21 protein-coding genes are annotated in these 23,739 nt (G+C 49.8%); all 21 read left to right on the top strand.

Going from position 1 to position 23,739, the window contains the following annotated elements:
* Positions 1 to 8 precede the first annotated feature (8 nt).
* The 21 genes from FO488_RS01085 to FO488_RS00990 all read left to right on the top strand — a co-directional run bounded on the left by FO488_RS01085 (position 9) and on the right by FO488_RS00990 (position 23,726).
* Positions 9 to 959 carry a phospholipase D-like domain-containing protein gene (locus tag FO488_RS01085; protein WP_370514301.1) on the top strand — a complete coding sequence of 317 codons (951 nt, stop codon included), beginning with the start codon at positions 9 to 11 and terminating at the stop codon, positions 957 to 959.
* Positions 956 to 1,441, top strand: a complete 486-nt coding sequence (locus FO488_RS20540) for a phospholipase D-like domain-containing protein (RefSeq protein ID WP_370514300.1) — start codon at positions 956 to 958, stop codon at positions 1,439 to 1,441. Before FO488_RS01085 ends, FO488_RS20540 begins: the two co-directional genes overlap by 4 nt.
* Positions 1,442 to 1,613: 172 nt before the next feature.
* Complete coding sequence (gene gmd, locus FO488_RS01080; protein WP_149208834.1) at positions 1,614 to 2,663, top strand: GDP-mannose 4,6-dehydratase; 1,050 nt, start codon at positions 1,614 to 1,616, stop codon at positions 2,661 to 2,663.
* A gap of 61 nt (positions 2,664 to 2,724) precedes the next feature.
* A complete protein-coding gene (locus tag FO488_RS01075) occupies positions 2,725 to 3,735 on the top strand; it encodes an NAD-dependent epimerase (protein WP_149208833.1) in 1,011 nt (336 codons plus the stop codon).
* 69 nt (positions 3,736 to 3,804) lie between these two features.
* Positions 3,805 to 4,578, top strand: coding sequence for a glucose-1-phosphate cytidylyltransferase (gene rfbF, locus FO488_RS01070; RefSeq protein ID WP_149208832.1), 774 nt, complete (start codon positions 3,805 to 3,807; stop codon positions 4,576 to 4,578).
* 11 nt (positions 4,579 to 4,589) lie between these two features.
* Positions 4,590 to 5,669: a CDP-glucose 4,6-dehydratase gene (gene rfbG / locus FO488_RS01065; protein WP_149208831.1), complete on the top strand. Its 1,080-nt coding sequence runs from the start codon at positions 4,590 to 4,592 to the stop codon at positions 5,667 to 5,669.
* Positions 5,670 to 5,710: 41 nt separating this feature from the next.
* Positions 5,711 to 7,018: a lipopolysaccharide biosynthesis protein RfbH gene (gene rfbH / locus FO488_RS01060; protein ID WP_370514335.1), complete on the top strand. Its 1,308-nt coding sequence runs from the start codon at positions 5,711 to 5,713 to the stop codon at positions 7,016 to 7,018.
* Positions 7,015 to 7,902 (top strand): NAD(P)-dependent oxidoreductase, encoded by an 888-nt coding sequence (locus FO488_RS01055; RefSeq protein WP_149208829.1) that lies wholly within the window; start codon positions 7,015 to 7,017, stop codon positions 7,900 to 7,902. The genes rfbH and FO488_RS01055 overlap by 4 nt, the downstream gene beginning before the upstream one ends.
* On the top strand, positions 7,899 to 8,921 hold the full coding sequence (locus FO488_RS01050; protein WP_149208828.1) for a GDP-mannose 4,6-dehydratase: 1,023 nt from the start codon (positions 7,899 to 7,901) through the stop codon (positions 8,919 to 8,921). The genes FO488_RS01055 and FO488_RS01050 overlap by 4 nt, the downstream gene beginning before the upstream one ends.
* A gap of 552 nt (positions 8,922 to 9,473) precedes the next feature.
* Positions 9,474 to 10,226 carry an MATE family efflux transporter gene (locus FO488_RS01045; protein ID WP_149208827.1) on the top strand — a complete coding sequence of 251 codons (753 nt, stop codon included), beginning with the start codon at positions 9,474 to 9,476 and terminating at the stop codon, positions 10,224 to 10,226.
* Positions 10,227 to 11,261 (top strand): glycosyltransferase family 2 protein, encoded by a 1,035-nt coding sequence (locus FO488_RS01040; RefSeq protein WP_149208826.1) that lies wholly within the window; start codon positions 10,227 to 10,229, stop codon positions 11,259 to 11,261. It abuts the gene before it with no gap.
* Complete coding sequence (locus FO488_RS01035) at positions 11,242 to 12,396, top strand: glycosyltransferase family 9 protein (RefSeq protein ID WP_168205824.1); 1,155 nt, start codon at positions 11,242 to 11,244, stop codon at positions 12,394 to 12,396. The genes FO488_RS01040 and FO488_RS01035 overlap by 20 nt, the downstream gene beginning before the upstream one ends.
* Positions 12,378 to 13,790 carry a hypothetical protein gene (locus FO488_RS01030; RefSeq protein ID WP_149208824.1) on the top strand — a complete coding sequence of 471 codons (1,413 nt, stop codon included), beginning with the start codon at positions 12,378 to 12,380 and terminating at the stop codon, positions 13,788 to 13,790. Before FO488_RS01035 ends, FO488_RS01030 begins: the two co-directional genes overlap by 19 nt.
* A 34-nt stretch (positions 13,791 to 13,824) precedes the next feature.
* On the top strand, positions 13,825 to 14,928 hold the full coding sequence (locus tag FO488_RS01025) for a glycosyltransferase family 1 protein (protein WP_149208823.1): 1,104 nt from the start codon (positions 13,825 to 13,827) through the stop codon (positions 14,926 to 14,928).
* Positions 14,912 to 16,039: a glycosyltransferase family 1 protein gene (locus FO488_RS01020; RefSeq protein WP_149208822.1), complete on the top strand. Its 1,128-nt coding sequence runs from the start codon at positions 14,912 to 14,914 to the stop codon at positions 16,037 to 16,039. Before FO488_RS01025 ends, FO488_RS01020 begins: the two co-directional genes overlap by 17 nt.
* A gap of 9 nt (positions 16,040 to 16,048) precedes the next feature.
* Complete coding sequence (locus tag FO488_RS01015) at positions 16,049 to 17,020, top strand: radical SAM protein (protein WP_149208821.1); 972 nt, start codon at positions 16,049 to 16,051, stop codon at positions 17,018 to 17,020.
* Positions 17,007 to 18,122, top strand: coding sequence for a glycosyltransferase family 4 protein (locus tag FO488_RS01010; RefSeq protein WP_205743320.1), 1,116 nt, complete (start codon positions 17,007 to 17,009; stop codon positions 18,120 to 18,122). The genes FO488_RS01015 and FO488_RS01010 overlap by 14 nt, the downstream gene beginning before the upstream one ends.
* Before the next feature lie 37 nt (positions 18,123 to 18,159).
* Positions 18,160 to 19,563: a sulfatase-like hydrolase/transferase gene (locus FO488_RS01005; protein WP_149208820.1), complete on the top strand. Its 1,404-nt coding sequence runs from the start codon at positions 18,160 to 18,162 to the stop codon at positions 19,561 to 19,563.
* Positions 19,560 to 20,480, top strand: a complete 921-nt coding sequence (locus tag FO488_RS01000) for a glycerophosphodiester phosphodiesterase family protein (RefSeq protein WP_149208819.1) — start codon at positions 19,560 to 19,562, stop codon at positions 20,478 to 20,480. The genes FO488_RS01005 and FO488_RS01000 overlap by 4 nt, the downstream gene beginning before the upstream one ends.
* A gap of 178 nt (positions 20,481 to 20,658) precedes the next feature.
* Positions 20,659 to 22,071: a sugar transferase gene (locus FO488_RS00995; RefSeq protein ID WP_149208818.1), complete on the top strand. Its 1,413-nt coding sequence runs from the start codon at positions 20,659 to 20,661 to the stop codon at positions 22,069 to 22,071.
* 47 nt (positions 22,072 to 22,118) lie between these two features.
* Positions 22,119 to 23,726: a capsule assembly Wzi family protein gene (locus FO488_RS00990; RefSeq protein WP_149208817.1), complete on the top strand. Its 1,608-nt coding sequence runs from the start codon at positions 22,119 to 22,121 to the stop codon at positions 23,724 to 23,726.
* Positions 23,727 to 23,739: the final 13 nt, after the last annotated feature.

Genomic DNA, 23,739 nt, shown 5'->3' with positions numbered 1-23,739 from the left:
ACCGCTCCATGGATCATGTCTTCATCGCCCTGTTTGCCCTCTGCACCTGCCTGCTCTCGCTGGCCACGGCGGGGCACGCCCTGCTCCACAAACGCGATTCCCGCTCGGCCCTGGGCTGGCTGAGCATCAGCCTGACGTTGCCGCTGCTCGGCCCATTCCTGTACTGGTGCCTGGGGGTCAACCGCATCTCCCGCCGGGCACGGCGCTGGCAGGAAAGCGGCCGCAGGCTCAGCGGAGGCGAGATACACCCCTTCGAGGAGGAGAGCGGCGCGGCTCTGCGGCTTCCTCCGGCAGCGGCGCACCTGGATGACCTGCGGGTATTGGGCGACCGGGTGGTGCGCACCAGGCTGCGGGAGGGAAACCGCATCATGCCGCTGGTGGATGGGGAGGAGGCCTACCCGGCCATGCTGGCGGCCATCAAACGGGCCGGGGAAAGCATCAACCTGAGCAGTTATATCTTCGATGCCGACGGCATCGGCGCCCAATTCGTCGATCAGCTCAGGGAGGCGGCCGCCCGGGGCGTCGAGGTGCGGATTATCATCGACGCCCTGGGGGAGAAGTATAGTCGCCACCTTCCCCGCACGGCCCTGGCAGGCACCAAGGTGCGCCTGGTCCGCTACCTCCCCCTGAGTCGGGGCGCCTACATCAACCTGCGCAATCACCGTAAATTATTGATCATCGACGGCCGCGAGGCCTTTACCGGCGGCATGAACATCCGTAGCCGCCACCAGCCGGCCTCCGCCGACAGATGCACCGGCATCCGGGACATGCACTTTTTCGTTCAGGGTCCGGTGGTGGCCGACCTGCAAAGGACCTTTCTGGAAGACTGGTATTTTGTTACCGGCGAGCGGTTGGACACCCCTTCCTTCTTCCCCCCCTCGCCCCCCGGGGCAGCGCCCTGGCCCGGGCCATCAGCGACGGACCGGACAAGGATTTCCGCAAGCTCGAGCACATCATGATGGGGGTGCTCTCCTGCGCCAGGAAGTCCGTGTGCATCATGACCCCCTACTTCATCCCCGACCGGCCGATGATCGCGGCACTGATCACCACCGCCCTGCGCGGGGTGGACGTGCGCATCGTCCTGCCCGGCGTGAACAACCTCCCCTTTGTTCACTGGGCGACCCGCGGGCTCTTGTGGGAACTCCTGGCAAACGGCATCAGGGTCTTCTACCAGCCGCCCCCCTTTGTCCATACCAAACTGTTTCTGGTAGACGACGTCTGGGCTCTGGTCGGCTCGGCCAACCTCGACCATCGCAGCCTGCGCCTCAATTTCGAACTCAACCTGAGCGTCTTCGACGAGTCCTTTGCCGCCAGCCTCAAACGGCACTTCGAACGGGCCTTCGCCACCTCCCACGAAGTGACCCAGGAGGAGATCGACGGCCGCTCCCTGCCCATCAGGCTCAGGGACAACTGCGCGCGGCTCTTTTCGCCCTACCTGTAGAGGTCCTGGGGGGCACACGGGAAAATTCTGTTCATAACCCAGTAAATTCACGACATTTAATCAATTTTGCTTTGTAATCCTTCACACCAGTATGGTATATGGTAAAATTCAAATATGGATGGACCGCTTCGCGCAGGCACGACACACACCATTTTACTATTGGGAGTAAAGAATGAAACGGGCACTCATCACCGGCATCACCGGTCAGGACGGTTCATATCTGGCTGAACTGCTGTTGGGAAAAGGATACGAGGTCCACGGCATGATCCGGCGTTCCTCATCCTTCAATACCGGCCGCATCAACCACATCTACCGCGACCCGCACGAAAAGGATGTCCGCCTGTTCCTGCACTACGGCGACCTGAACGATGCCAGCTCCATCAACACCCTGCTGCGCTCGATCCAGCCGGACGAAATCTACAACCTGGGCGCCCAGAGCCACGTCAGGGTGTCGTTCGATGTCCCGGAATACACCGGCGAGGTGGATGCCTTGGGCGCGGTGCGCATCCTGGAGGGCATCCGCGAGACCGGCCTGAATACGCGATTCTACCAGGCATCGTCCTCGGAACTCTACGGCAAGGTGGTGGAAACGCCCCAGAAGGAAACCACGCCGTTCTACCCGCGTTCGCCCTATGCCTGCGCCAAGGCCTACGCCTTTTACATCACGATGAATTACCGCGAAAGCTACAACATGTATGCCTGCAACGGCATCCTCTTCAACCACGAATCGCCCCGCCGGGGCGAAACCTTCGTCACCCGCAAGATTACCCGCGCCGCGGCCCGCATCAAACTGGGGGTACAGGAGTGTCTCTACCTGGGCAACCTGGATGCCAAGCGCGACTGGGGCTTTGCCGGCGACTACGTTGAGGCCATGTGGCTCATGATGCAGCAGGACCAGGCCGACGACTACGTTATAGCCACCGGTGAAACCTGGTCGGTGCGCACCTTTGCCGAAAAGGTCTTCGAGCGGCTCGGCATGCCGTTAACGTGGCGGGGAACCGGCACTGATGAACAGGGGATCGACACGGCGAGCGGCAAGGTCGTCATCAGGATTGACCCCAAATACTTCCGCCCGGCAGAGGTTGACCTGCTGCTGGGGGATCCCTCCAAGGCGAAACGCCAGCTGGGCTGGGAACTGAAAACAAGCTTCGATCAACTGGTAAACATGATGGTGGACAGTGATCTGAAGCAGGCGGAGAGGGAAAAACGGGCCGACGGCTAAGCTGCCTCCGGCCCGTCGTACCTGGGCGACGCGGATTGCCCACTGGGTAAAAAGGAAAACCATGACTAAGATTCTCGTGACCGGCGCTGCCGGTTTTATCGGCTTTCATCTCAGCATGCGTCTCCTGGAGAGGGGAGACGAGGTCATCGGCCTCGACAACCTGAACGACTACTACGATGTCCGGCTCAAGCATGACCGGCTCAAGCAGTTGGAGGAGCGGCCCGGCTTCCGGTTCGTCAGGGCCTCCCTTGAGGATCGGGAGACCATGGCCCGCCTCTTTTCCCAAGAGCGGTTCGACAAGGTCGTGAACCTGGCCGCCCAGGCCGGGGTGCGCTACTCCCTCCAAAATCCCCACGCCTATATCGACAGCAACATCGTCGGCTTCACGAACATCCTGGAAGGGTGCCGCCACACCGACGTGGGGCACCTCGTTTACGCCTCTTCCAGCTCGGTCTACGGCGCCAATACCCGGATGCCCTTCTCCGTGCACCACAACGTGGACCATCCGGTGTCCCTGTATGCCGCCACGAAGAAGGCCAACGAACTGATGGCCCACACCTATTCCAGCCTCTACGGCATCCCCACCACCGGCCTGCGTTTTTTCACCGTCTACGGCCCCTGGGGGCGGCCGGACATGGCCCTGTTTCTCTTCACCAAGGCGATCCTTGAAGGCAAACCGATCGACGTCTTCAACCACGGCAGGATGCAGCGGGACTTCACCTTCATCGACGACATCGTGGAGGGGGTTGTCAGGGTGACGGACCATGTGGCCACGGCAAATTCATCCTGGAGCGGCGGCCAGCCCGACCCCGGCACCAGTTACGCCCCCTACCGGATCTACAACATCGGCAATAACAACCCGGTGGAGCTGATGCGCTTTATCGAGACGCTGGAGCAATGCCTGGGCAAAAAGGCGGAGAAGAACCTGCTGCCGATCCAGGCAGGCGACGTGCCGGCAACCTATGCCGATGTGGATGATCTGATGCAGGATGTGGGATTCAAGCCGGCCACCTCCATTGAAGAGGGGATTGGACGGTTTGTGGAGTGGTATCGGGGGTATTACGGGCTGTAATACCTGATACTTGGCATGACCGCAAATAGTGGCAATGGCATAATCAAGATTACGTGGAGAGATTGAAACATGAAAGTTGTCATACTAGCAGGTGGTTTCGGCACCCGTATCAGCGAAGAATCACACCTGAAACCAAAACCAATGATTGAAATAGGCCAACGCCCGATCCTTTGGCATATAATGAAGATATATTCGAGTTATGGATTCAATGACTTCATCATCTGCGTCGGCTACAAGGGGTACTGCATCAAGGATTATTTCGCTCATTATTTCCTCCATGAAGCCGATGTCACCTTTGATTTCAGGAACCAGAACCAGCGTATGATCCATCACCATTCAGCCGAGCCCTGGACGGTTACTCTGGTCAATACCGGCCTTGAAACCATGACCGGCGGGCGGGTCAAGCGCGTCCAGCCCTATGTTGGAGACGAACCGTTCCTGCTGACCTATGGTGATGGTGTGGGCGACGTGAATATCGCCCAACTGGTGGCCTACCACAACAACCACGGCAAACTGGCCACGGTGACCGCAACCCAACCGGGAGGCCGCTTCGGCGCCCTTAACCTCGATAACAGCAACCACGTGCTCGGTTTCCAGGAAAAGCCCAAAGGGGATGGTGCTTGGATCAACGCCGGTTTCTTTGTGTTGCAACCTGAGGTATTCAACTACCTAGAGGGTGACGACACAATCCTTGAGCGTAGCCCATTGGAAAGGCTGGCCCGCGAGGGACAGCTGACGGCCTACAAGCACCCTGGCTTCTGGCAGCCCATGGACACCTTGCGCGACAAAAATCACCTGGAAGAGTTGTGGAAATCCGGGGCCGCTCCGTGGAAGCTGTGGTGAGGGGTGATTGTGTGAAGAGTACGGCGTTTTGGCACAACAGAAAGGTGTTTCTCACCGGCCACACCGGGTTCAAGGGGTCATGGCTCTGCCTCTGGCTGAACCGCCTGGGAGCCCGCGTCACCGGATATGCCCTCGCTCCGCCGACAACCCCCAGCCTCTTTGAATTGACCCACGTAAAGGAATTGGTCGATTCCCGCATCGCCGATGTGCGGGACAGTGGATTGTTGCTCCGCACTTTGAAAGAGGCACAGCCGGAAGTCGTCATTCACATGGCAGCCCAGCCATTGGTGCGAGATTCTTACCGCATTCCGGTGGAGACCTACGCAACCAACGTCATGGGCACCGTGCATCTTCTTGAGGCGGTGCGTAGCTGCCCGTCGGTCAAAGCGGTTGTCAATGTCACTACCGACAAGTGTTACGAAAACCGAGAATGGGTCTGGGGCTACCGGGAAAACGAGCCCATGGGCGGTTTTGATCCCTATTCCAACAGCAAGGCCTGCTCCGAGTTGGTGACTGCTGCTTATCGGACTTCTTTTTTTCATCCCCAACATCATGTAGAACATGGCGTAGGGCTCGCTTCGGCGCGCGCCGGCAACGTTATAGGCGGTGGCGATTGGGCAACGGATCGCTTGATACCGGATTGCATCAGGGCACTGCTGGCGGGCGAAACCATCCCCATCCGCAATCCCCATGCCATCCGCCCCTGGCAGCACGTACTAGAACCGCTTTCAGGCTATCTGGCCTTGGCCCGTCATCTGTATGAGCATGGCTGCGACTATGCCGAAGGGTGGAACTTCGGGCCCGCCGATGAGGATGCAAAACCGGTGGAGTGGATTGTCAAGCAGATGTGCGCTCTCTGGGGTGATAATGCCGGCTATGCTATCAATGAGGGTGATCACCCCCATGAAGCCAATTATCTCAAGCTGGATTGTTCAAAAGCACGTATGCGCCTTGGTTGGAGACCACGCTGGGATTTAGCGAACTCGCTTGACTCCATTGTGGAATGGACCCAAGCCTATCGCGCTGGTTCAGACCTACGCACAGTTTGTCTGGAACAAATTGAACGTTATGAAAATCAGATACTGGAGTAAACGTGGACAACGAACTGGAAGCTCAATTACGCAAGCAGGCCATCGAGGCTGCGATCACATATTACCGCCATGCCCACGCCGGAAAAAAAGTCTTTGCCGCCGGCGACCGTATTCCCTACGCAGGCCGCGTGTTTGACGAACTGGAAATAAGCAATCTGGTCGATTCGTCCCTCGACTTCTGGCTGACCACCGGCCGCTATGCCGAGCGCTTCGAAAAGGAGTTTGCCGAATTCCTCAGCGTACAGCACTGTTCCCTTACCAATTCAGGTTCCTCCGCCAATCTGTTGGCCTTCATGGCGCTGACATCACCCAAGCTTGGTGAACGCAGAATCAGGCCGGGCGACGAGGTCATTACGGTCGCCGCCGGTTTCCCCACGACGGTCGCCCCCATCATCCAGTACGGTGCACTACCGGTCTTTGTAGACGTATCGCTGCCCACCTATAATGTGGATGTTACCCAACTGGCTGCTGCCCTTTCCGACCGGACCAGGGCCGTCATGGTTGCCCACACTTTGGGTAACCCCTTTGATTTGGCAACGGTCAAGGCGTTTTGCGACAAGCACAACCTCTGGCTGATCGAAGATAACTGCGACGCCCTTGGCTCCCGCTACCTCCTGAACGGTCAATGGCGCTATACCGGCACTGTCGGCCATATCGGCACATCCAGCTTCTACCCACCCCATCATATGACCATGGGAGAAGGTGGCGCAGTCTACACAAACGATACGCTACTCAAGAGACTCGTGGAATCATTCCGCGACTGGGGGCGCGACTGCTGGTGCCCGTCCGGCAGAGACAATACTTGTGGCAACCGCTTCGGTCAGCAGTTTGGTGAACTCCCCTTCGGCTACGACCACAAATACGTTTATTCCCATTTCGGCTACAACCTCAAGGTCACCGACATGCAGGCCGCCATCGGCTGTGCCCAACTCGTGAAACTGCCCGATTTTATCGCGGCCCGGCAAAAAAACTGGAAACTTCTGCGTGATGGGCTGGCAGGTCTGGAAGACAGATTCATCTTGCCTGAGGCGACGGAAAACTCCGATCCTTCTTGGTTCGGGTTCTTGTTGACCGTACGTGATGGGAAGAACGGCCTCAGCCGTGAACGCATCGTCAACCAGCTTGAAAGTAAGGGCATCCAGACCCGCATGCTCTTTGCCGGCAACCTGATCAAACATCCCTGTTTTGATGAGATGCGCAAGGAAAGAAAAGGGTTCCGCGTTGTGGGGACCCTGGCAACGACAGACCGTATCATGCGTGATACATTCTGGGTGGGGGTGTATCCAGGAATGACGGAGGAGATTGTGGAGCATATGCTCACGACCATATTGGAGCTTGCGGAAAAGTGAAAATACTTATTACCGGTGCAACCGGTTTTCTTGGCAGCCACCTGGCCCACAGGCTTCTTACCGAAGGACATGAGTTGGTACTTCTGAAACGCATTACTTCGGACTGCCACAGAATTAATGACATAATGCCCCAGGTTACTTGTTATGATAGCAACCTGGTTAAACTGGACGAGCTATTTGTTGAACAACCTGGAATCAACGTTGTGGTACACGCTGCCACCACATACGGGCGGCACAACGAAAGCATGGCGGACCTTTGCAAAGGTAATACACTTTTCCCTCTTGCCCTCCTTGAATCAGCAATTCGTAACGGTGTAGAAACATTTATTAATGCTGACACAAGCCTGCCGCGCATGCTCAACGGGTACTCACTCTCGAAAAAACAATTCCAGGAATGGGGTATTCTTTTTGCTCACCAAGAGCGGATCAGGTTGCTCAACGTTAAACTTGAGCATTTTTATGGCGCCGGCGATGACGATTCCAAGTTTACCTCATACGTCATCCGAAGTTGTCTTACGAATATTCCGGAACTCAAGTTGACATCTGGCGAACAATACCGCGATTTTATCCACATTGATGATGTAAGTGCCGCTTTTTCACTATTGCTCAATTCAGCGACATGCGGACAATATTACCAAAATTACGCATTAGGCAGTGGCAACGCCGTTACTATCAGAGAATTTGTGCAAACAGTTCACCAGTTGACTAACTCCAATACACAGCTTTTTTTTGGCGCTGTCCCCTACCGGGACAATGAGGTAATGGCATCAGTGGCAGACACGAGTGCAATGAAACAGCTCGGGTGGCAGTGTCACTATCCTCTGAGGAAAGGTCTAGAAATGACTATCCAGCAGGAAAAGCAAGTGAAGGGTAAGAACTCATGAAAATCCTGATTACAGGTGGATGTGGATTCCTCGGGAGCAATCTGGCTGCCCACGCACTGACAACCGGATACGAACTGACGGTATTTGACAATCTCTACCGCGAGGGTTCGCGCGAAAATTTGAACTGGCTCAAGTCGCAAGGCAGATTCAACTTTATCCATGGCGATATTCGCAATGCCAATGATGTTGCCAGGTTAATTGCAGAAAATCGTCCGGATGCCGTTTTTCATCTTGCTGGCCAAGTAGCCATGACTACCTCCATTGCGAACCCTCGCATGGATTTTGAGATTAACACACTGGGAACCCACAATCTTCTCGAAGCAGTACGCCTTTACAACCCAGAAGCAGTAGTCATCTATTCGTCAACGAATAAGGTTTATGGAGATCTGGAACAATACGCCTATCGCGAGACAGAAACGCGCTATGAGTGCACTGATAGGCCTGACGGATTTGACGAAACCACACCATTGGATTTTCATTCTCCCTACGGTTGTTCGAAAGGTGCTGCAGACCAATATATGCTTGATTACGCCCGTATTTTTGGCCTTAAAACCGTCGTGTTCCGCCATTCATCCATGTACGGCGGCCGGCAGTTCGCTACCTATGACCAGGGGTGGGTGGGTTGGTTTTGCCAGCAAGCTGCCGCAACTCAAAAAGGATTGCTCAAAGAGCCTTTCACCATCTCCGGCAACGGCAAGCAGGTACGAGATGTGTTGCATGCGGATGACATGATTACCCTCTATTTTGCTGCGTTGAAGAATATACAAGCAGCACAGGGAAACGCTTTCAATGTAGGTGGTGGCATTACCAATAGCCTGTCATTACTCGAACTCTTTGCGTTGTTGGAGGAATTCAGCGATGTAAAGCTTACCTATACCAAGCTCGCCCCGCGTGAAAGTGATCAACGGGTGTTTGTGGCAGATATTGCTAAATGCCTGAGGCTCCTCGGATGGGAGCCCAAAGTATCCGCGCGGGATGGGGTAAAACGGATGCTGGAATGGGTGTTAGCACTTGCCTGAACCAAGGTTCGCTCGTCGCATCCCGACTCATTTGCTTGTTGCCGCCAGCGCCTGGGGTAGCAGGGTTGTTATTGCCATATGTCAGCTTATTGCCATCCGCATACTGATAGGAAACCTAGGAACAAATCAGTATGCCTTTTATGTGCTGCTGGCTGCAATTATTCCCTGGTTCCAGCTAAGCGACTTTGGGTTGGGGGTGAGTCTTCAAAACTTCATTTCTGAACGCCGTGCAACGGGAGACGATTACGATTCCCTCGTAGTAACTGGAACCATTGCTGCAGCGTCTTTTGGTTTATTGATTCTGCTTATTTTTGTATCAAGCGCTAGTATTCTAGCTCCTTTGTACCTAAAAGACATCGGTAATGTTTCTGCGCAGCTTTCCGGCGCTCTCTTTACGTTTACGGTTGTAATATCGACTATTGCCGGCGTTGGTGGGATGGCAGTACGTATATGGTATGGTAAACAAAAAGGGTACTGGGCAAATATGGTTTTGGCAGCCTCGTCAATTGCAGGCCTAATTCTGGTTTGGCTCTGTAGCTTTATGCGGGGGACATGCGCCTGCAACTTTCCGTTTTTTCTCAATTTATTCCACAAGCGTTATTTCCGGCGATTGCGTTGCTTACGATTTATCGTACCTCTTACAATAACGGCGGAAGGTTTGAAAAAGCATTACTTAAGCCCATACTAAAGCGATCCAGCAGATTTTTCTTCTTTGGGATCATGGCATCCTTAACGCTCCAGGTTGACTATATTATTATTTCTCAGGTGTTAACGACCAAAGACATCGTAGAGTACAACATCGCGTCGAAAGTATTCGGGATAGTTTTCTTCATCTATAACGCTATTATCCTCGCGATCTGGCCATCATGTTCCGAGAGCCTTGCCGCAAAAGATTGGAAAACAGTCGACGCTATAGTCGCAAAAGCATTGATGGCTGGCTTTGCTATTGTCGTCAGCGCCACATTGTTGTTAATGGCAGCAATGCCACAGGTGGTAGGTCTCCTTTCAACACGAGAAAAAATTGTCGTGCCCGTTGCATTCCTTGGGGTTTTCGGCCTCTATTTCTGCCTCAGAGTCTGGGCTGATACATATGCTATGATTTTGCAGAGTATGAGCATAATCAGGCCGTTTATCATCATCGTGCCCATTCAAGCCGTACTCAGTATCATATGTCAATTTGTATTTTCACGTTATTACGGGAAATACGGTGTACTTATCGGCTTGATATTGTCCTACCTTTTCACGGTTGCCTGGCTGCTTCCTTTGGCTGTCAAGCGTATCAGAGCCAAGCATGCGGAGTCTTGAATGAAGCCCCTTTTATCAATTTGTATACCGACTTATAATCGCGGAGCCTTTATTGGCGAGACATTGGAGAGTGTCATCAGCCAAGCAACTGACGAAGTCGAAATCGTCGTCAGCGATAATGCTTCGCAGGACGACACACGGCAGATCGTTGAATCTTTTCGTGATCGTTTCCCGCGGATAACCTATTTTCGGTGGCCTGAAAACATGGGGGCAGATAGAAATTTTCTCAAGGTAGTGGAACTAGCCAAGGGAGAATATTGTTGGTTTATGGGGAGCGATGACATTGCAGAGCAAGGGGCAGTCATACAAATTCTTGCTTCTTTGAAGAAATTTGAGAATATCGCAGGAATGAGCCTAAATATTTATGGGTATTCCCCTGACATGTCTCATAGAATTGTTACAAGACCTATTACTGGTGGCAAACTAAAATCGACTGTGTTACTTAATGGGTGCGAAGAAATATTCTCAATACTGGGAGATTATTTTGGATATATTGCAGGTCAAGTTGTAAACAAATCGCTCTGGGATGAAATTATTACTGAATATGAACTGTCATCTTTTTATAACGCATATATTCACATTTATGTTATAGGCCGGATGTTACAAAAAAAACCGTGCTGGCTTTATGTCCATGACAAGTGTGTGGGGTGGCGAAGTGGAAATGACTCATTCCTAACTGAGGGGCGGTTGAGAAGACTAAGAATTGATGTTGAGGGATATGAAAAGATCGCCGCTGCACTCTTCGGCAAGTTCAGCCGGCCTTATGGCGCGCTATTGTCGACAGTCTCAACCGTACATGTCCGCTACGCCGTCATGGGGGCGAAACTGGATGGTTTACCGGTCGTTTTTTTCATGAAGGCCTTTAGTATGTGTTTGCGAACATATTGGATGTTGCCGAAATTCTGGCTGATAACTGTCCCCGTCTTTGCTGTTCCCAGTTTGGCTTTCCGCGCTGCTCGCAAGGCTTACCGATTGACCATGAAAAAACTGATAAAAAAGTATAGAGGGCATTCCTTTGGCTGCCACACCGCTTAACAAAGGCTATTTGATCAATAGCAACAGATATTATCTCCAGGTTTTTATAGATAAAATACTTGGAGTAATTACCAAAGAAAGACAAGTGGAGTTAAGGACACCAGCAAGAATACTTATTTCAAACAGTGGACACCTTGGTGATATAATTATTTCAACAGCCTTGATTCCCGTACTTAAAGATGTTTACCCGAATTGTAAAATAGGTTTTCTTATTGGAAGCTGGGCACATTGTGTTTTGGAAGGACATCCGGACATTTCCTGGATTCACCACAATGATGTGAGACAACTAAATAGGGCTCAAATCAACAGGTTTAAAAAATTTTCGATTCACCTGAAATCATGGTGGCACTCATTACACGAAATTCGCAAATTGGATTATGATATTGCCATAGAGTTGAGTCCATATTTCACGAATAGCATAATTCTGCTAAAGCAAGCGAAAATACCAACAACCATTGGCTATGATAGCGGCGGGTACGGCCCTCTACTGACAAAGCGCTTGAATTGGCAAATGCGCGATCAGCATATTGCGGAATATCATTACGCCTTGGCGTGCCTGCTTCCAAAAGTTGCAGACTATCATAGACCTCTACATTATCATCTTCATTCCAATTCTCAGCAGAGCACAGGAGACAAAACTGCTGGAAAGTATATTGTTGTGCATCCGGGTGCGGGAGAACGAAACAAAGAATGGGATAGCCTGAAATGGCGTCAATTGGTACAGAAATTGGCAGAGAACGGCTACTCCGTAATGCTCACTGGCCATGGTGCGAGGGAATATGCCATTAACGAAAAAATCGGCCTTGACGTCAAAAATTGCCAGAATCTCTGCAATAAACTCAATTGGAAAGAATTCGTATCTTTAGTTGCTGGCGCTCGATTATATATTGGCGTTGACTCAGCAGGAGGCCATGTTGCCGCTTCATTTGATACTCCATCAATAACACTCATGACAGGGATAAATAATATACAACATTGGCGGCCACTCGGAAAGAATGCCAGGGTCATATATAAGTCTGATGATTGTTTCCCTTGTTATGAGGCCAAAGGCTGTGACAGAATGAATTGCATTATGGATATCAGTATTGATGATTTGTTTAGTGAGTGCCTCGAAATATGCAATCAAAGCTATTAAATTTCAAATATAATGATAAATATTCTATAATTGCATCCATATCATTATTTCTATTGTTTCTTGCTTCTTTAATAAAAAATGATGCACTGTTCTTATCGTTGTTAATAATATTACCACTAGCTTGCTTTTCAGCTCTACAGCCGAAATTATACATATACTTTGTTGTAATAGCTACACCTTTTACCTACATAATTACAGTATTTCTTTATAATACGCAATTATTTTTAAATAACTTCAAATTAATTGCCGCCATAAAGTTACTATGTTTTATTATTGTTCCTGTAACAGTCTTACTAATAAATAATTTTAAAAAATATAAATTTGATATATTTGATTACACTATCTTAGTATATTTATTTTTTTGTACTGTTTATTATTTTGTAGGTGATGACGTAGAAGGCACCAAAATGGCAAACTACATGCAGATGGTGCCTTTTGCGATCTATCTTATTCTAGGCAAATTAGTTTATCTGGCAAAAATCAAGATTGAGACACTGGAAATAATTTACCTCAGATTGTGTATTATAGTTATTATTGTCGGCATCGCGATGTATTTTGTATTCGACAAATTAAATACTTATTACCTATCACCAAAAGCATATTCAATCGAATCAGTAGGTATGAATGAAAGCCAATTTATAGGAGAAATTGCGGCATCTAGTTATAGTTTTATTCTTCGAGACACATTAGGATATATAAAAAGGTTTTTTTCAATATTTTATTCTGGAATCGGGATGGCTTACTTTTCATCAATAGGTTTTATTATTGCTTTTTATAGAAAAAAACGCACCTACATGATTGTAATACTTGCCACAATCATAGCTACTATTACTAGAGGCGTATGGATACTCTTAATAATCTCTCCTATTTTTGTATGGTATCTCATATCAAAAAGAAAAATGGCAAAAATTGTTGCGGCCAGCATACTTTTACTAAGCCTGTTGGCCTCACTGCTTGTATTTAAGAGTATTCTTATTGGTTACTTCATGGAGGGCAAGACTTCGGCATTCGATTTTACCGGTGTTGACCAATCATCTGCCGCTCACCTTGTCAGCATTCTTGTATTATACGATATAATAATAAACAAAATTTTTGGTTATGGAATGGGATTTAGTAGCGGTGAAAGCTTCCTTGTCGACGTCTTTGCAAGGATTGGAATTTTTGGATTCATGGTGTTTGTTTTTCTTTTCTTCATACAATTCAAAAAAATTAAGGCATTTTGTTTATCAAATAATCGTATCGAGAGTCAGATTGCCTTATGTTTACTTGTTTTCAACCTACTTGGTTCTTTATTCTCGCGCGAAAACTATACGATAATTGATTCATATATGAGCTGGATATACATAGGATATGTGTATAACAAATATACTTATGGAATACGAACGCTGTCATAGCCAGTAGCATGCATACATTTTCGGAAGGTAAGCTTTGAAAATATTAATTGATGCAAGAGAAGCGGTAAGAAACAAGTCCGGAATTGGTGTTGTTGCCAGGAAAATAATTTCACGGCTAGATACCGCTGACACCGATATCGAATTTATTGTGGCAAGGCCCAGTCAATCCAGGCTTTTCAACACCAAACCAGGAAGGCTTATTGAGTTTTTGTGGTGGAAGACCGTTCACATCCGCCTCTTGGCGATATGGCATAAATGCGATTACACCTTTTCGCTTGACCCCATAAATACGGTCTTTGGTAGTAAATGCATCGTTATTGTCCATGATCTTATTTTCTTTGTGTATCCAGAATGGACAGGGCTTTGGGGGCGGTTATGGCGTTTTCTGCTTCCTTACTCCATTAACAAAAATGTGCAACTCTTTTCGATATCTGCGAACACCGCTTGCGATATCCCACGTTATATACCGTCATTTAATACCGATATACCTATCACAGAAATCGTGCTTGGATATGATCGAACTGTGTTTAATGCGAACGGTGCAAATCGCGAGTTTCTTGCAGAGCACCAGCTCCCGCAGGACTTGCAGTACATCATGTTTGTCGGTAACGCCGAACCACGCAGAAATCTGGATTCGGTCATCAAGGCCCTTGCCGCAGCCAACACCTTTCTCGGCCAAGAATTTCATCTTGTTGTAGCGGGGAAAAATGATCATTGCGAAGAGCAAATCATGCAGACTGCCGAGAAGGAAGGGGCCCAAGATTACGTTCACATTGTCGGTTATCTTGACGATGAACGCCTTGCAAGCTTTTATCGGATTGCATTAGCTTATGTTTATCCCTCGTTCTACGAAGGGTTTGGCCTGACCGTCGTCGAAGCGATGGGGTGCGGTTGTCCGGTCATAACCTCCAATAACTCATCGCTTAAGGATGTGGCCGGAGATGCGGCACTACTTGTTGACCCGGCTGACCAAGAGCAGATTACCGCGGCACTCACACGGGTTCTCTCCGATGCGGAACTGCGCGCTTGCCTTATCCAGAGAGGCTATGAAAATATCAAAAAATACGATTGGGATAAAATGATGGAAACAATATTGACAACGCTAGAGGGGCTGACAGCAAATGCGAATCATCGCTAATGCTTATCTGGGAAAAAAGATGACCGGCATTGGCAGGTATTTTCTTGAGATTGTCGATGCAATCTCTAAAATTGATCCAAGTATCGAATTTGTCATTTATACCAATGTGGATAATTTTGAGCTGCTTGAATATAATTTCAACAATCCCAATATATCCATTAGACCCTACGGCATATCGAAAATGCGACCTGTCGCTAATCTCCTCTTCAATGGATTTATGTTCCCCCTGATTATCTTGCGGGAAAGGGCCGACATAGTCTACATTCCCAATTTCTCGCCATTGCTGTTCAAAGTAAGGCCAACGGTATCAGTGATCTATGATACAATCGAGTTCAAACTTCACAATAAGTTTTCAAAGCTTCGGACATTATACCGCCAGTTTATAGTGCCGCGCATGGCAAAGCTCTCCGACCACATAATCACCATATCGGAAAGCTCAAAGCGCGATATTATTGAATTATTTCGTGTAGATGAAAAAAAAATTACCGTTGCCTATTGTGCAGTATCCGGGAAGTTCAGCCATGAGAAGGAGGTCGTTTCACCTGTTGATTCAAAGTACATCCTCTATGTTGGCACGGTCGACCACCCCGGTAAAAACGTCTTTAACACGATAAAGGCTTTTGAACGATACAAAAACAAATATGATGATAGCCTGAAACTTGTGATATGTGGCATGCCTGGGAAAGGTTTTGAGACGGTAGCCGGGGCGACGAAAAGTTCGCCTTTTGCTTCAGATATCATATACAAAGGGTATGTAACCGATGCCGAGCTTTTCCGGCTTTACGCCTGTGCTCAACTATTCATTTTCACCTCTCGATATGAAGGATTCGGGCTCCCGGTACTGGAGGCTATGCGATACGGTCTCCCGGTAATTACGTCTGACAAGTCATCTCTTCCCGAGGTTGCGGGTGATGCTGCGATTATATGCGATCCAGATGACATAGAGGCAATGGCAGAAGGAATAGCCCATATCGTGCATGAGCCATTATTGAGAACGAAGCTGATACAGAGTGGGTACAGGAACCTTTCCCGCTTTTCGTGGGAAGACTCCGCACGGAAGTCTGTCGAGGTCTTCAAAAACGTGTATAATCGCTATTATTCTACTAAATAAAGGATTGACATGGAAGCCTGCATCATCGTCACTTATCGCTGCAACGCCAAATGCCACATGTGCAACACGTGGCAATATCCAACAAAACCGGCAATGGAAATAGGGCCGGATATCATAAAAAAACTTCCGAACACGCTCGATTTTATTAACATAACCGGCGGAGAGCCGTTCCTTCGCCAAGACTTGGCGGAGATTGTCGCTATAGCTCTTACCAAGACAAAGCGCCTGGTCATTTCTAGCAATGGCTACTTTACTGACCGAATGGTTGCCTTGGCCAAACAGTTTCCAAACATTGGCATACGTATCTCCATCGAGGGATTACCCGCGACTAACGATAAACTGCGCGGAATATCTGAGGGCTTTGATCGAGGCCTACGCTCACTACTTGAATTAAAGGCCCTAGGATTGAAAGATATTGGGTTCGGGATTACTGTTTCTGATATTAATGCAAGAGACATGATCGAGTTGTACCGCTTAGCTGATGCCATGGACTTGGAGTTCGCCACTGCCTCAACACATAATTCCTATTATTTTCATAAAGCTGACAATGTTTTTAGCGATCCCGAAATGGTGGCTCAAGAATTTGAACGTTTGTCACGGGAGCTACTAAAAACGAAACGAATAAAAAACTGGTTCCGTGCTTATTTTAACTACGGCATGGCTAATTACGTTCGTGGCGGTAAACGTTTGCTACCTTGTGAGGTGGGAACAGATATGTTTTTTGTCGATCCTTGCGGAAAAGTAATGCCCTGCAACGGAACGGATACTGAAATGCCGATGGGAGATCTAACAACTCAGACTTTTGAAGAGATTTGGCAAAGTGAGCAGGCACGCAAGGTGCGAGAATCCGTAAAAGCTTGCAAAAAAAACTGTTGGATGATTGGCAGTGTCGCACCAGCGATGAGAAAAGACAAACTGACACCACTCAAGTGGATTATCAAGCAGAAGCTGTGCAGAGGCAGGAACGATGCCAGCAAATAAGAAATTTTTGCGGATCGCCGTATTGGGAACAAGGGGAATCCCCGGCGTAATGGGCGGGATAGAAACGCACTGTCAGGAGTTGTACCCACGGTTGGCTGCTTTCGGCCACCATGTCACTTTGTTTGGAAGAGCCCCTTATCTTAACAGCAAAACGCCATATGAATACCTTGGAATTTCTATTGTTCCGCTCTGGGCTCCCAAAAAGAAGAGTCTTGAAGCCATTCTTCAGACGTTTTTAGGTATTCTGCAAGTTGCCGTAAACCGCAAAAAGTTTGATCTGCTCCATATCCATGCCGTAGGTCCCTCGCTACTGATCCCTTTTGCAAAATTATGTGGCATTCCGGTTGTAATGACTCACCACGGCCCTGACTATAATCGCGGAAAATGGGGATGGATTGCGAAGTCCGTGCTGCGCATGGGTGAAGTGGCAGGTTGTCATTTTGCAGATACAGTTATTGCTGTGTCCCGTCATATTGCCACGATTATTGAAATCCGTTTTCATCGGAAGGCGCCGTATATTCCTAATGGTGTTAACTTGCCACCGGTTATACCGCCTGAGGCCATGATTGCCAGCCATCAGCTTGAGCCGCAAAAATACATTCTAGCGGTTGGTCGCTTTGTGCCAGAAAAGGGCTTTCATGACCTGATAGGGGCTTTTTCGAAGTGCAAAACTGACTGGAAACTGGTAATTGCCGGGGATGCTGACCACGAAGACCATTATAGCCGCGAGTTGAAGCGGCAGGCTGCACTCGATTCTCGTATCGTTATGACCGGCTTTATTCGTGGCAAGGAGCTTGCGGAAATATTCTCAAATGCCGGCTTGTTTGTACTACCCTCCTATCATGAGGGCCTGCCGATCGCATTGCTGGAAGCCATTAGCTATAATTTGCCAATTCTCGCAAGTGATATTCCAGCAAATTTAGAACTTGCCGAGGCAAGTGAAACGTTTCCCGTCAGCGATGTTTCTATACTCTCGCAGAGACTTGAACAAATGGTGGCAGCGCCATGCAAAGCAGCTGCCGCACGACGGCGAATTGAGCACGAATTCAACTGGGATGTGATTGCCCAACAGACAGAAAGCGTCTACTTGACAGTGGTATAATTGTGAAAATTTTTATATTATAGGAAAATTAATATAGATGAGCTATTTTTTTCGCTACATTCTAGTACCAAATCTCATATTCGGCATCTTCAGTGCCATCGCAACATCCTCGCGCGCCCTGATCAATCTTGACTATTGCCTGGTCGGACTCTGCTCGCCCATTATTGGCAGGTACTGGGCTGCGGCCATGTATCTCGTTTTTTTTATCCTTGATCTACTGGCCGCGTTTGCCCCCACCTATCATCTAAGACCGATGATAATTTTGACAATCTTTCGCGAGTTGTCTGCATTCAAACCAGCAGCCCTTGCATTGCTTTTGGTTCTCGTAGTCGCCCCCCTTTTGGGTATGTGGTACCTCACTTTCAAAAGAGAGACAGCCTCTCCACCCAAAGCCAGCTTTCGTGGCCGAAGCGTTTTAGTGATTGTCCCCATATGCTTCATTCTTTTGGACATAATGAATGGTTCGAATGGTCTTGTACGCTGGGGTGATGTAACCCATTTCAGCTATAATATTGCAGGGTCGGCCTTGGTGAAAGTGAGCCGGGACGTAAAGGCAACCCTTACGAGACAAAAAATACCACCCAAAAAACTTGGTCAAATGGAATATGCGACGTCTGGCGTGCATGCCGATCTCATTGCAGACACCTTGAAGCCGCAGCATATTGTTTTGGTGATTGTGGAGTCATGGGGGCTCTCCAGTGATCCCGCCCTTAACCAAGCCTTAGTTGCGCCGCTTATCGACCCCAAGCTGTCATCACGCTATCAGGTGCGTCATACTACGATACCCTTCCATGGAGCAACGGTATCGGCCGAACTCCGTGAACTGTATGCACGTCAGGCTTCGGACCCGGATGATGTCCTATCAGAATCGTCCCTCCCAGCGCTGCTTGCAGCAAAAAGCTATGAAACCATTTCACTTCACGGATTTATGTCGATGTTTTTTGGCAGAAACGAGTGGTATCCTCAGGCCGGGTTTCGTAGCAGCCTGTTTATTGATGACATTGATAAGCTGCTGCCCTCCCATGAACGCTGTGGATCCGCTAATTTCCGGGGTATCTGCGACGACAAAATGCCATCACTCATTAAACAACTGCTCATATCGTCAGAGGGAGCCACTCCAACTGTTCCCAAATTTATATACTGGCTGACGCTCAATTCGCATTATCCCTATGCTGTCCCCGATCACCCGTCCTCCTTCGCATGTCAATCATTTGATCTCTCTTCTCGATATCAGGATGTATGCAATCTTTCCGGGACACTCTACTCAACGTTTTCAGCGCTTGGAAGCCTGATTGCCGATCCCGATATTCCACCGACGCGGTTTATTATCGTCGGAGACCACAGCCCCCCTTTCCTGATGCGCTCAAAAGAAGGACTGTACAACAGACAATTTGTCCCGATGGTTGAGATTATTCCCAAGGTACTGGAAAGCAAACGATGAGGTTATATTTCGTAAGCACACTGATTATTGTTCAGTTTGCAATTATAATTCTCGGCCTGCTACAACCAGAAAACCGGGCCACAGTAAAACAGTTTCTGCTTCGTTCAGATGCAGTACTTTTCAACGGTGCGTTACGTCGGTGGCGACATCACCAACAAATGCCCCGCAACAATATGGCATCCATAACAGCACACGCCGCAAATGATTATTCCTGGCTCGATGCTGAACCGTTTCTTGTTATAGGCCATGGCTTGGGGCCAAAGCTATATGGTGGTGAAAACACTTTAAAAACGCTCGAAAAAGGTTGGGAAAGGGGATTCCGCATCTTTGAGGTTGATTTGTCCGTTACCTCAGATAACCATCTAGTCTGTTATCATGGCGGCGAGGAGCGAGAAATCGACAAGACATCTTATGCTGACTATCTTAAAAGAATGAAAGCAGAAGGTCACCAACCATGCCGCTTTTCCGATATTGTCGGCTACGCTCGCCAACATCCCGAAACACGGTTCGTCCTTGATGTCAAAAATCGATTTTATGATGCCTATGCTATGGCCAGGCACGAAATCGGCGACCCAAGCTTAGGCAAGTCATTCATCCCCCAAGTATACGACTTCGAGCAACTACCTGATATTCGGAAGGGCAATTTTTTTGCCGGCGAGATATTCACTTCCTATCGCAGTGCGTTAACCAATCGCCAGATTTTTGATGCAGCAAAAACATACGACGTTCGCGCCGTAACACTCACAACGCAACGTTTTTTTAATCATGAGGGAAAGTTTTCTGAGAAAATTTCCGTATTTACACATCCGATAAATGATCCTTTTATTGCTAAAAAGGTACAAGAACAGGGGGGGCGGGGCATTTATACCTCCTATGTCAACCAGTTTTCCGTGCCGGAATTATTTGGGCATGATTGATCACGGGACTCTGACCGGCATCAAACCGTTTGCCTAAGAATTGCATTTTCTGCAGCGATGGCCGGTGAACGCTCCGGGGCTTGGCTAACCTTTTGCTTTCCTTGCCTTCCAGAGGGTTCATGCTATACTGTTAAAATAGTAATATTTTCTCTCCTTATACACAAAGCGAAACCACTGGATGCTCAAACAACAAGCACAATTATTTACAAAACTTGCGGCGGTAGCTGATACCGCGGCAATTATAACGGCATTCGTGCTGGCATATAATCTCATCCAGCAATTTGATGGCCGCCTCGGCAACTTCCATAAATACAGCTGGGTACTTATGGTTATTGTGCCCGTTTGGCTCTTTCTGCTGGCCCATTCCGGCCTTTACGCCTCCATGCGCACCAAAGCACTCTCAAAAACGTTTGGCAGCCTCGTCAAAGTTCACATCATCGGCGTCGTCATTACCGCATCATGTATCTACCTCATCGACCCCAAGGGCTTCAGTAGACTTTTGCTGGGGAGCTTCGCCATCATCTCGCTGGTGTTAATCGTTACGGTCAAGGGCAGTATTAAGCTATTGCTCCATTACCTCCGGCGTAAAGGATACAACGTCAGGCACATTTTGATCGTCGGGTCTGGCGATAAAGTCTTCAGATTTATTAGTCTCTGCCGCCGGCACGCTGCATGGGGGTTGGTTATTTCAGGCGTGGTGCGCTTTTGCGGTGAGGCTGACGATAAAGATGTGCAAGGCTGTACGAACCTCGGCAATGTGAATGACCTGATAGATATCTGCAAACAGAATCAGGTCGATGAGGTTGTATTTTCGTTACCGCGGGAACACCTTGACGAAGTGGACGACTATTTGGGGCCACTGCAGGAGATGGGGATCACCGTGCGCATGGTAATCGACCTGTATGACGCCCCCACCTCAATCAAAGAACTCTCGATGTTCCATAACGAAATCCCCATGCTGACCTACTACAGCAAGGCGTTTGACGCCAGCCAACTCTTTCTTAAACGGTGCCTGGATATTTTCGGTTCGCTTGTTGGCCTGCTCATCACGGGGGTGCTGCTTCCTTTCATAGCACTGGCTATTCGGCTCGATTCGCCGGGTCCGCTCTTTTTTGGACAGAAACGAGTGGGGAAAAATGGCCGCACTTTCAGGTGCTGGAAGTTTCGATCGATGACCGTAGACGCGGAAGAGCACAAGAATGAGTTGCTTGACTGCAACGAAATGCATGGTGCCATGTTCAAGATGGAGAACGACCCCCGGGTAACCAGAGTGGGTCGGTTCATCCGTAAGACGAGCATTGATGAGCTACCCCAGTTCTGGAATGTGTTCAAGGGTGAGATGAGCCTGGTGGGTACCCGGCCGCCAACGCCCGATGAGGTCGCAACCTACGAAAACTGGCAGCGCAAACGTATTTGTATCAAACCGGGCATTACCGGTTTGTGGCAGGTGAGCGGACGAAATCAGATACAGGATTTTGATGAGGTGGTTCGGCTTGATATCCGCTATATCGAGCAATGGTCATTGTGGCTTGATATCAAGCTGCTCTTCAAAACAATTTGGGTGGTCATAGCCGGGCGAGGGGCGCGTTGATCATGTATCTTTATAATCATGAATAAGGCCCCAAAAAGCAGGATATCATGCAAAAAATTGTAATTGTCGTTCTGATTTTGCTGGCGTTCGACGTAACGCAACTCTGGGCTCTCTCCTCCGCCAACGTCCCCCTGGACAGCCCAATCTACAGCTATCTTGACAAACTGGCCGGAATGGGCCTTGTCAGGTCCGATGTCCACGGGCTGCGACCATATTCCAAGGCCGAAGCGGCCCGGCTGGTAGTGGAGGCGGAGAAAAACCTGGCCGCGCAGGACCTGGCCGCCCCGACATTTGCCCAAGAGTTGATCAGCCGGGTCAGGGACCTGCTACCCCGTGAGGTGTCCCTGCGGGAACGGCCCGGCAAAAAGCCGGCGTTTATCGACTATAATCCCGTGTCATCCATCCGATTACGATACGTCTACCTGGATGGCCTGCCGCGCGATTACAACCGCGACTCCCTCGATCCCGGGCATCAATCGGCCTTCGGCTTCATCGGCGGCGACCTGCGGCCATTGTCTTCCAGCATCGTGCACACCACCGGCACCGAGGGGACCCCGCTCCTGGAAAACAATAACGGCGTGATCCACCCCAAAGGCAATAGCGGTGAACTGCGCTGGGCGGCCGAGGGGTATCTCAGCGACAAGGTGACCGGCCTGCTGGAGCCATCACTCCTCGCTTCACAGGATGACATCACGCTGCGCCTGAACCGGGGCTACATCAAGCTTGGCGGAGGCGGGCTGGAACTTTTGGCCGGACGCGACGAAAACTGGTTCGGCCCAGGTTATCGCGGGTCCACGGTTCTCACCAACAATGCCCAGAATTTCGACCAGATAAAGCTGTCCAGCCCCGAACCCCTGGATGTGGCTTGGGTCAAGCGCTGGCTGGGTGACCTGAAATATGCGCTGATCGTTTCGCGTTTCGACCAGACCGGAAGCGGCGATACCTTGCGGCGACCTTATTTCATAGGATTCAAGCTGGCGGTCAAGCCGAGAGACTGGTTCGAATACGGCATCAATTTCATCCGCCAGCAGGGAGGTCCCGGCTTCACCAGCAAGGCGAGCCTCACTGATGACATCTTCGGCGGGGGTTATACCAACCACAACAATTCCATAGCCGGCTTCGACCTCCGGTTCCGGGTTCCCCAATTGCGCAATACCGAATTTTATGCCGAGTATTCGGGCGAGGACAACGCCGGCAAAGTCTGGCCGATCGTCGAGAGCTATGTGGCCGGCATCTTCATTCCCACACTCACGTCGTCCGGCCGGGACGATTTTCGCTTCGAATATTTCCTGGGCAGCGTCATGCTGTATGGCGACTGGAAATTTCCGGCCGGCTACGTCTATCACAACATGACCCCCGGCCACTCGCAAGGCACCAACGCCCAGGAATTCTTCGGCCGCTACTCCCACTGGTTCGGCGTACGCAACAACGTGGCCCTGGAATATTTCTACACCGAACGGGGGCGGACCAATCGCGTGCCCGGCCAAGTCATGGAATCGAAGCACGCCGGACGCATCTTCTGGACCGTCCCGGTCCACGGCGACGTGGACGCCCAGGTGGAATACGGGGTCGAGAAGATCAGCAACCTGAACCTGGTGGACGGGGCGCAGCGGACGAACCAGCTGTTCAAGATGGAACTGCGCTACCGGTATTGATCCCTCCCCTCCG

The organism is Geobacter sp. FeAm09 (assembly GCF_008330225.1).
Lineage (GTDB): Bacteria > Desulfobacterota > Desulfuromonadia > Geobacterales > Pseudopelobacteraceae > Oryzomonas.
The sequence above is the reverse complement of the archived record's forward strand: the minus strand, read 5'-3'. Positions and strand labels throughout refer to the sequence as shown.

Bases quoted from the DNA above. Each gene is read 5' to 3' on its own strand.
- FO488_RS20540 (WP_370514300.1), top strand. From the start codon at position 956: ATGATGGGGGTGCTCTCCTGCGCCAGGAAGTCCGTGTGCATCATGACC.
- FO488_RS01010 (WP_205743320.1), top strand. From the start codon at position 17,007: ATGCCAGCAAATAAGAAATTTTTGCGGATCGCCGTATTGGGAACAAGG.
- FO488_RS01030 (WP_149208824.1), top strand. From the start codon at position 12,378: ATGCAATCAAAGCTATTAAATTTCAAATATAATGATAAATATTCTATA.
- FO488_RS01015 (WP_149208821.1), top strand. From the start codon at position 16,049: ATGGAAGCCTGCATCATCGTCACTTATCGCTGCAACGCCAAATGCCAC.
- rfbF (WP_149208832.1), top strand. From the start codon at position 3,805: ATGAAAGTTGTCATACTAGCAGGTGGTTTCGGCACCCGTATCAGCGAA.
- FO488_RS00990 (WP_149208817.1), top strand. From the start codon at position 22,119: ATGCAAAAAATTGTAATTGTCGTTCTGATTTTGCTGGCGTTCGACGTA.
- FO488_RS01045 (WP_149208827.1), top strand. From the start codon at position 9,474: ATGCGCCTGCAACTTTCCGTTTTTTCTCAATTTATTCCACAAGCGTTA.
- FO488_RS01050 (WP_149208828.1), top strand. From the start codon at position 7,899: ATGAAAATCCTGATTACAGGTGGATGTGGATTCCTCGGGAGCAATCTG.
- FO488_RS01085 (WP_370514301.1), top strand. From the start codon at position 9: ATGGATCATGTCTTCATCGCCCTGTTTGCCCTCTGCACCTGCCTGCTC.
- FO488_RS01000 (WP_149208819.1), top strand. From the start codon at position 19,560: ATGAGGTTATATTTCGTAAGCACACTGATTATTGTTCAGTTTGCAATT.
- FO488_RS01075 (WP_149208833.1), top strand. From the start codon at position 2,725: ATGACTAAGATTCTCGTGACCGGCGCTGCCGGTTTTATCGGCTTTCAT.
- FO488_RS00995 (WP_149208818.1), top strand. From the start codon at position 20,659: ATGCTCAAACAACAAGCACAATTATTTACAAAACTTGCGGCGGTAGCT.
- FO488_RS01040 (WP_149208826.1), top strand. From the start codon at position 10,227: ATGAAGCCCCTTTTATCAATTTGTATACCGACTTATAATCGCGGAGCC.
- gmd (WP_149208834.1), top strand. From the start codon at position 1,614: ATGAAACGGGCACTCATCACCGGCATCACCGGTCAGGACGGTTCATAT.
- FO488_RS01005 (WP_149208820.1), top strand. From the start codon at position 18,160: ATGAGCTATTTTTTTCGCTACATTCTAGTACCAAATCTCATATTCGGC.
- FO488_RS01020 (WP_149208822.1), top strand. From the start codon at position 14,912: ATGCGAATCATCGCTAATGCTTATCTGGGAAAAAAGATGACCGGCATT.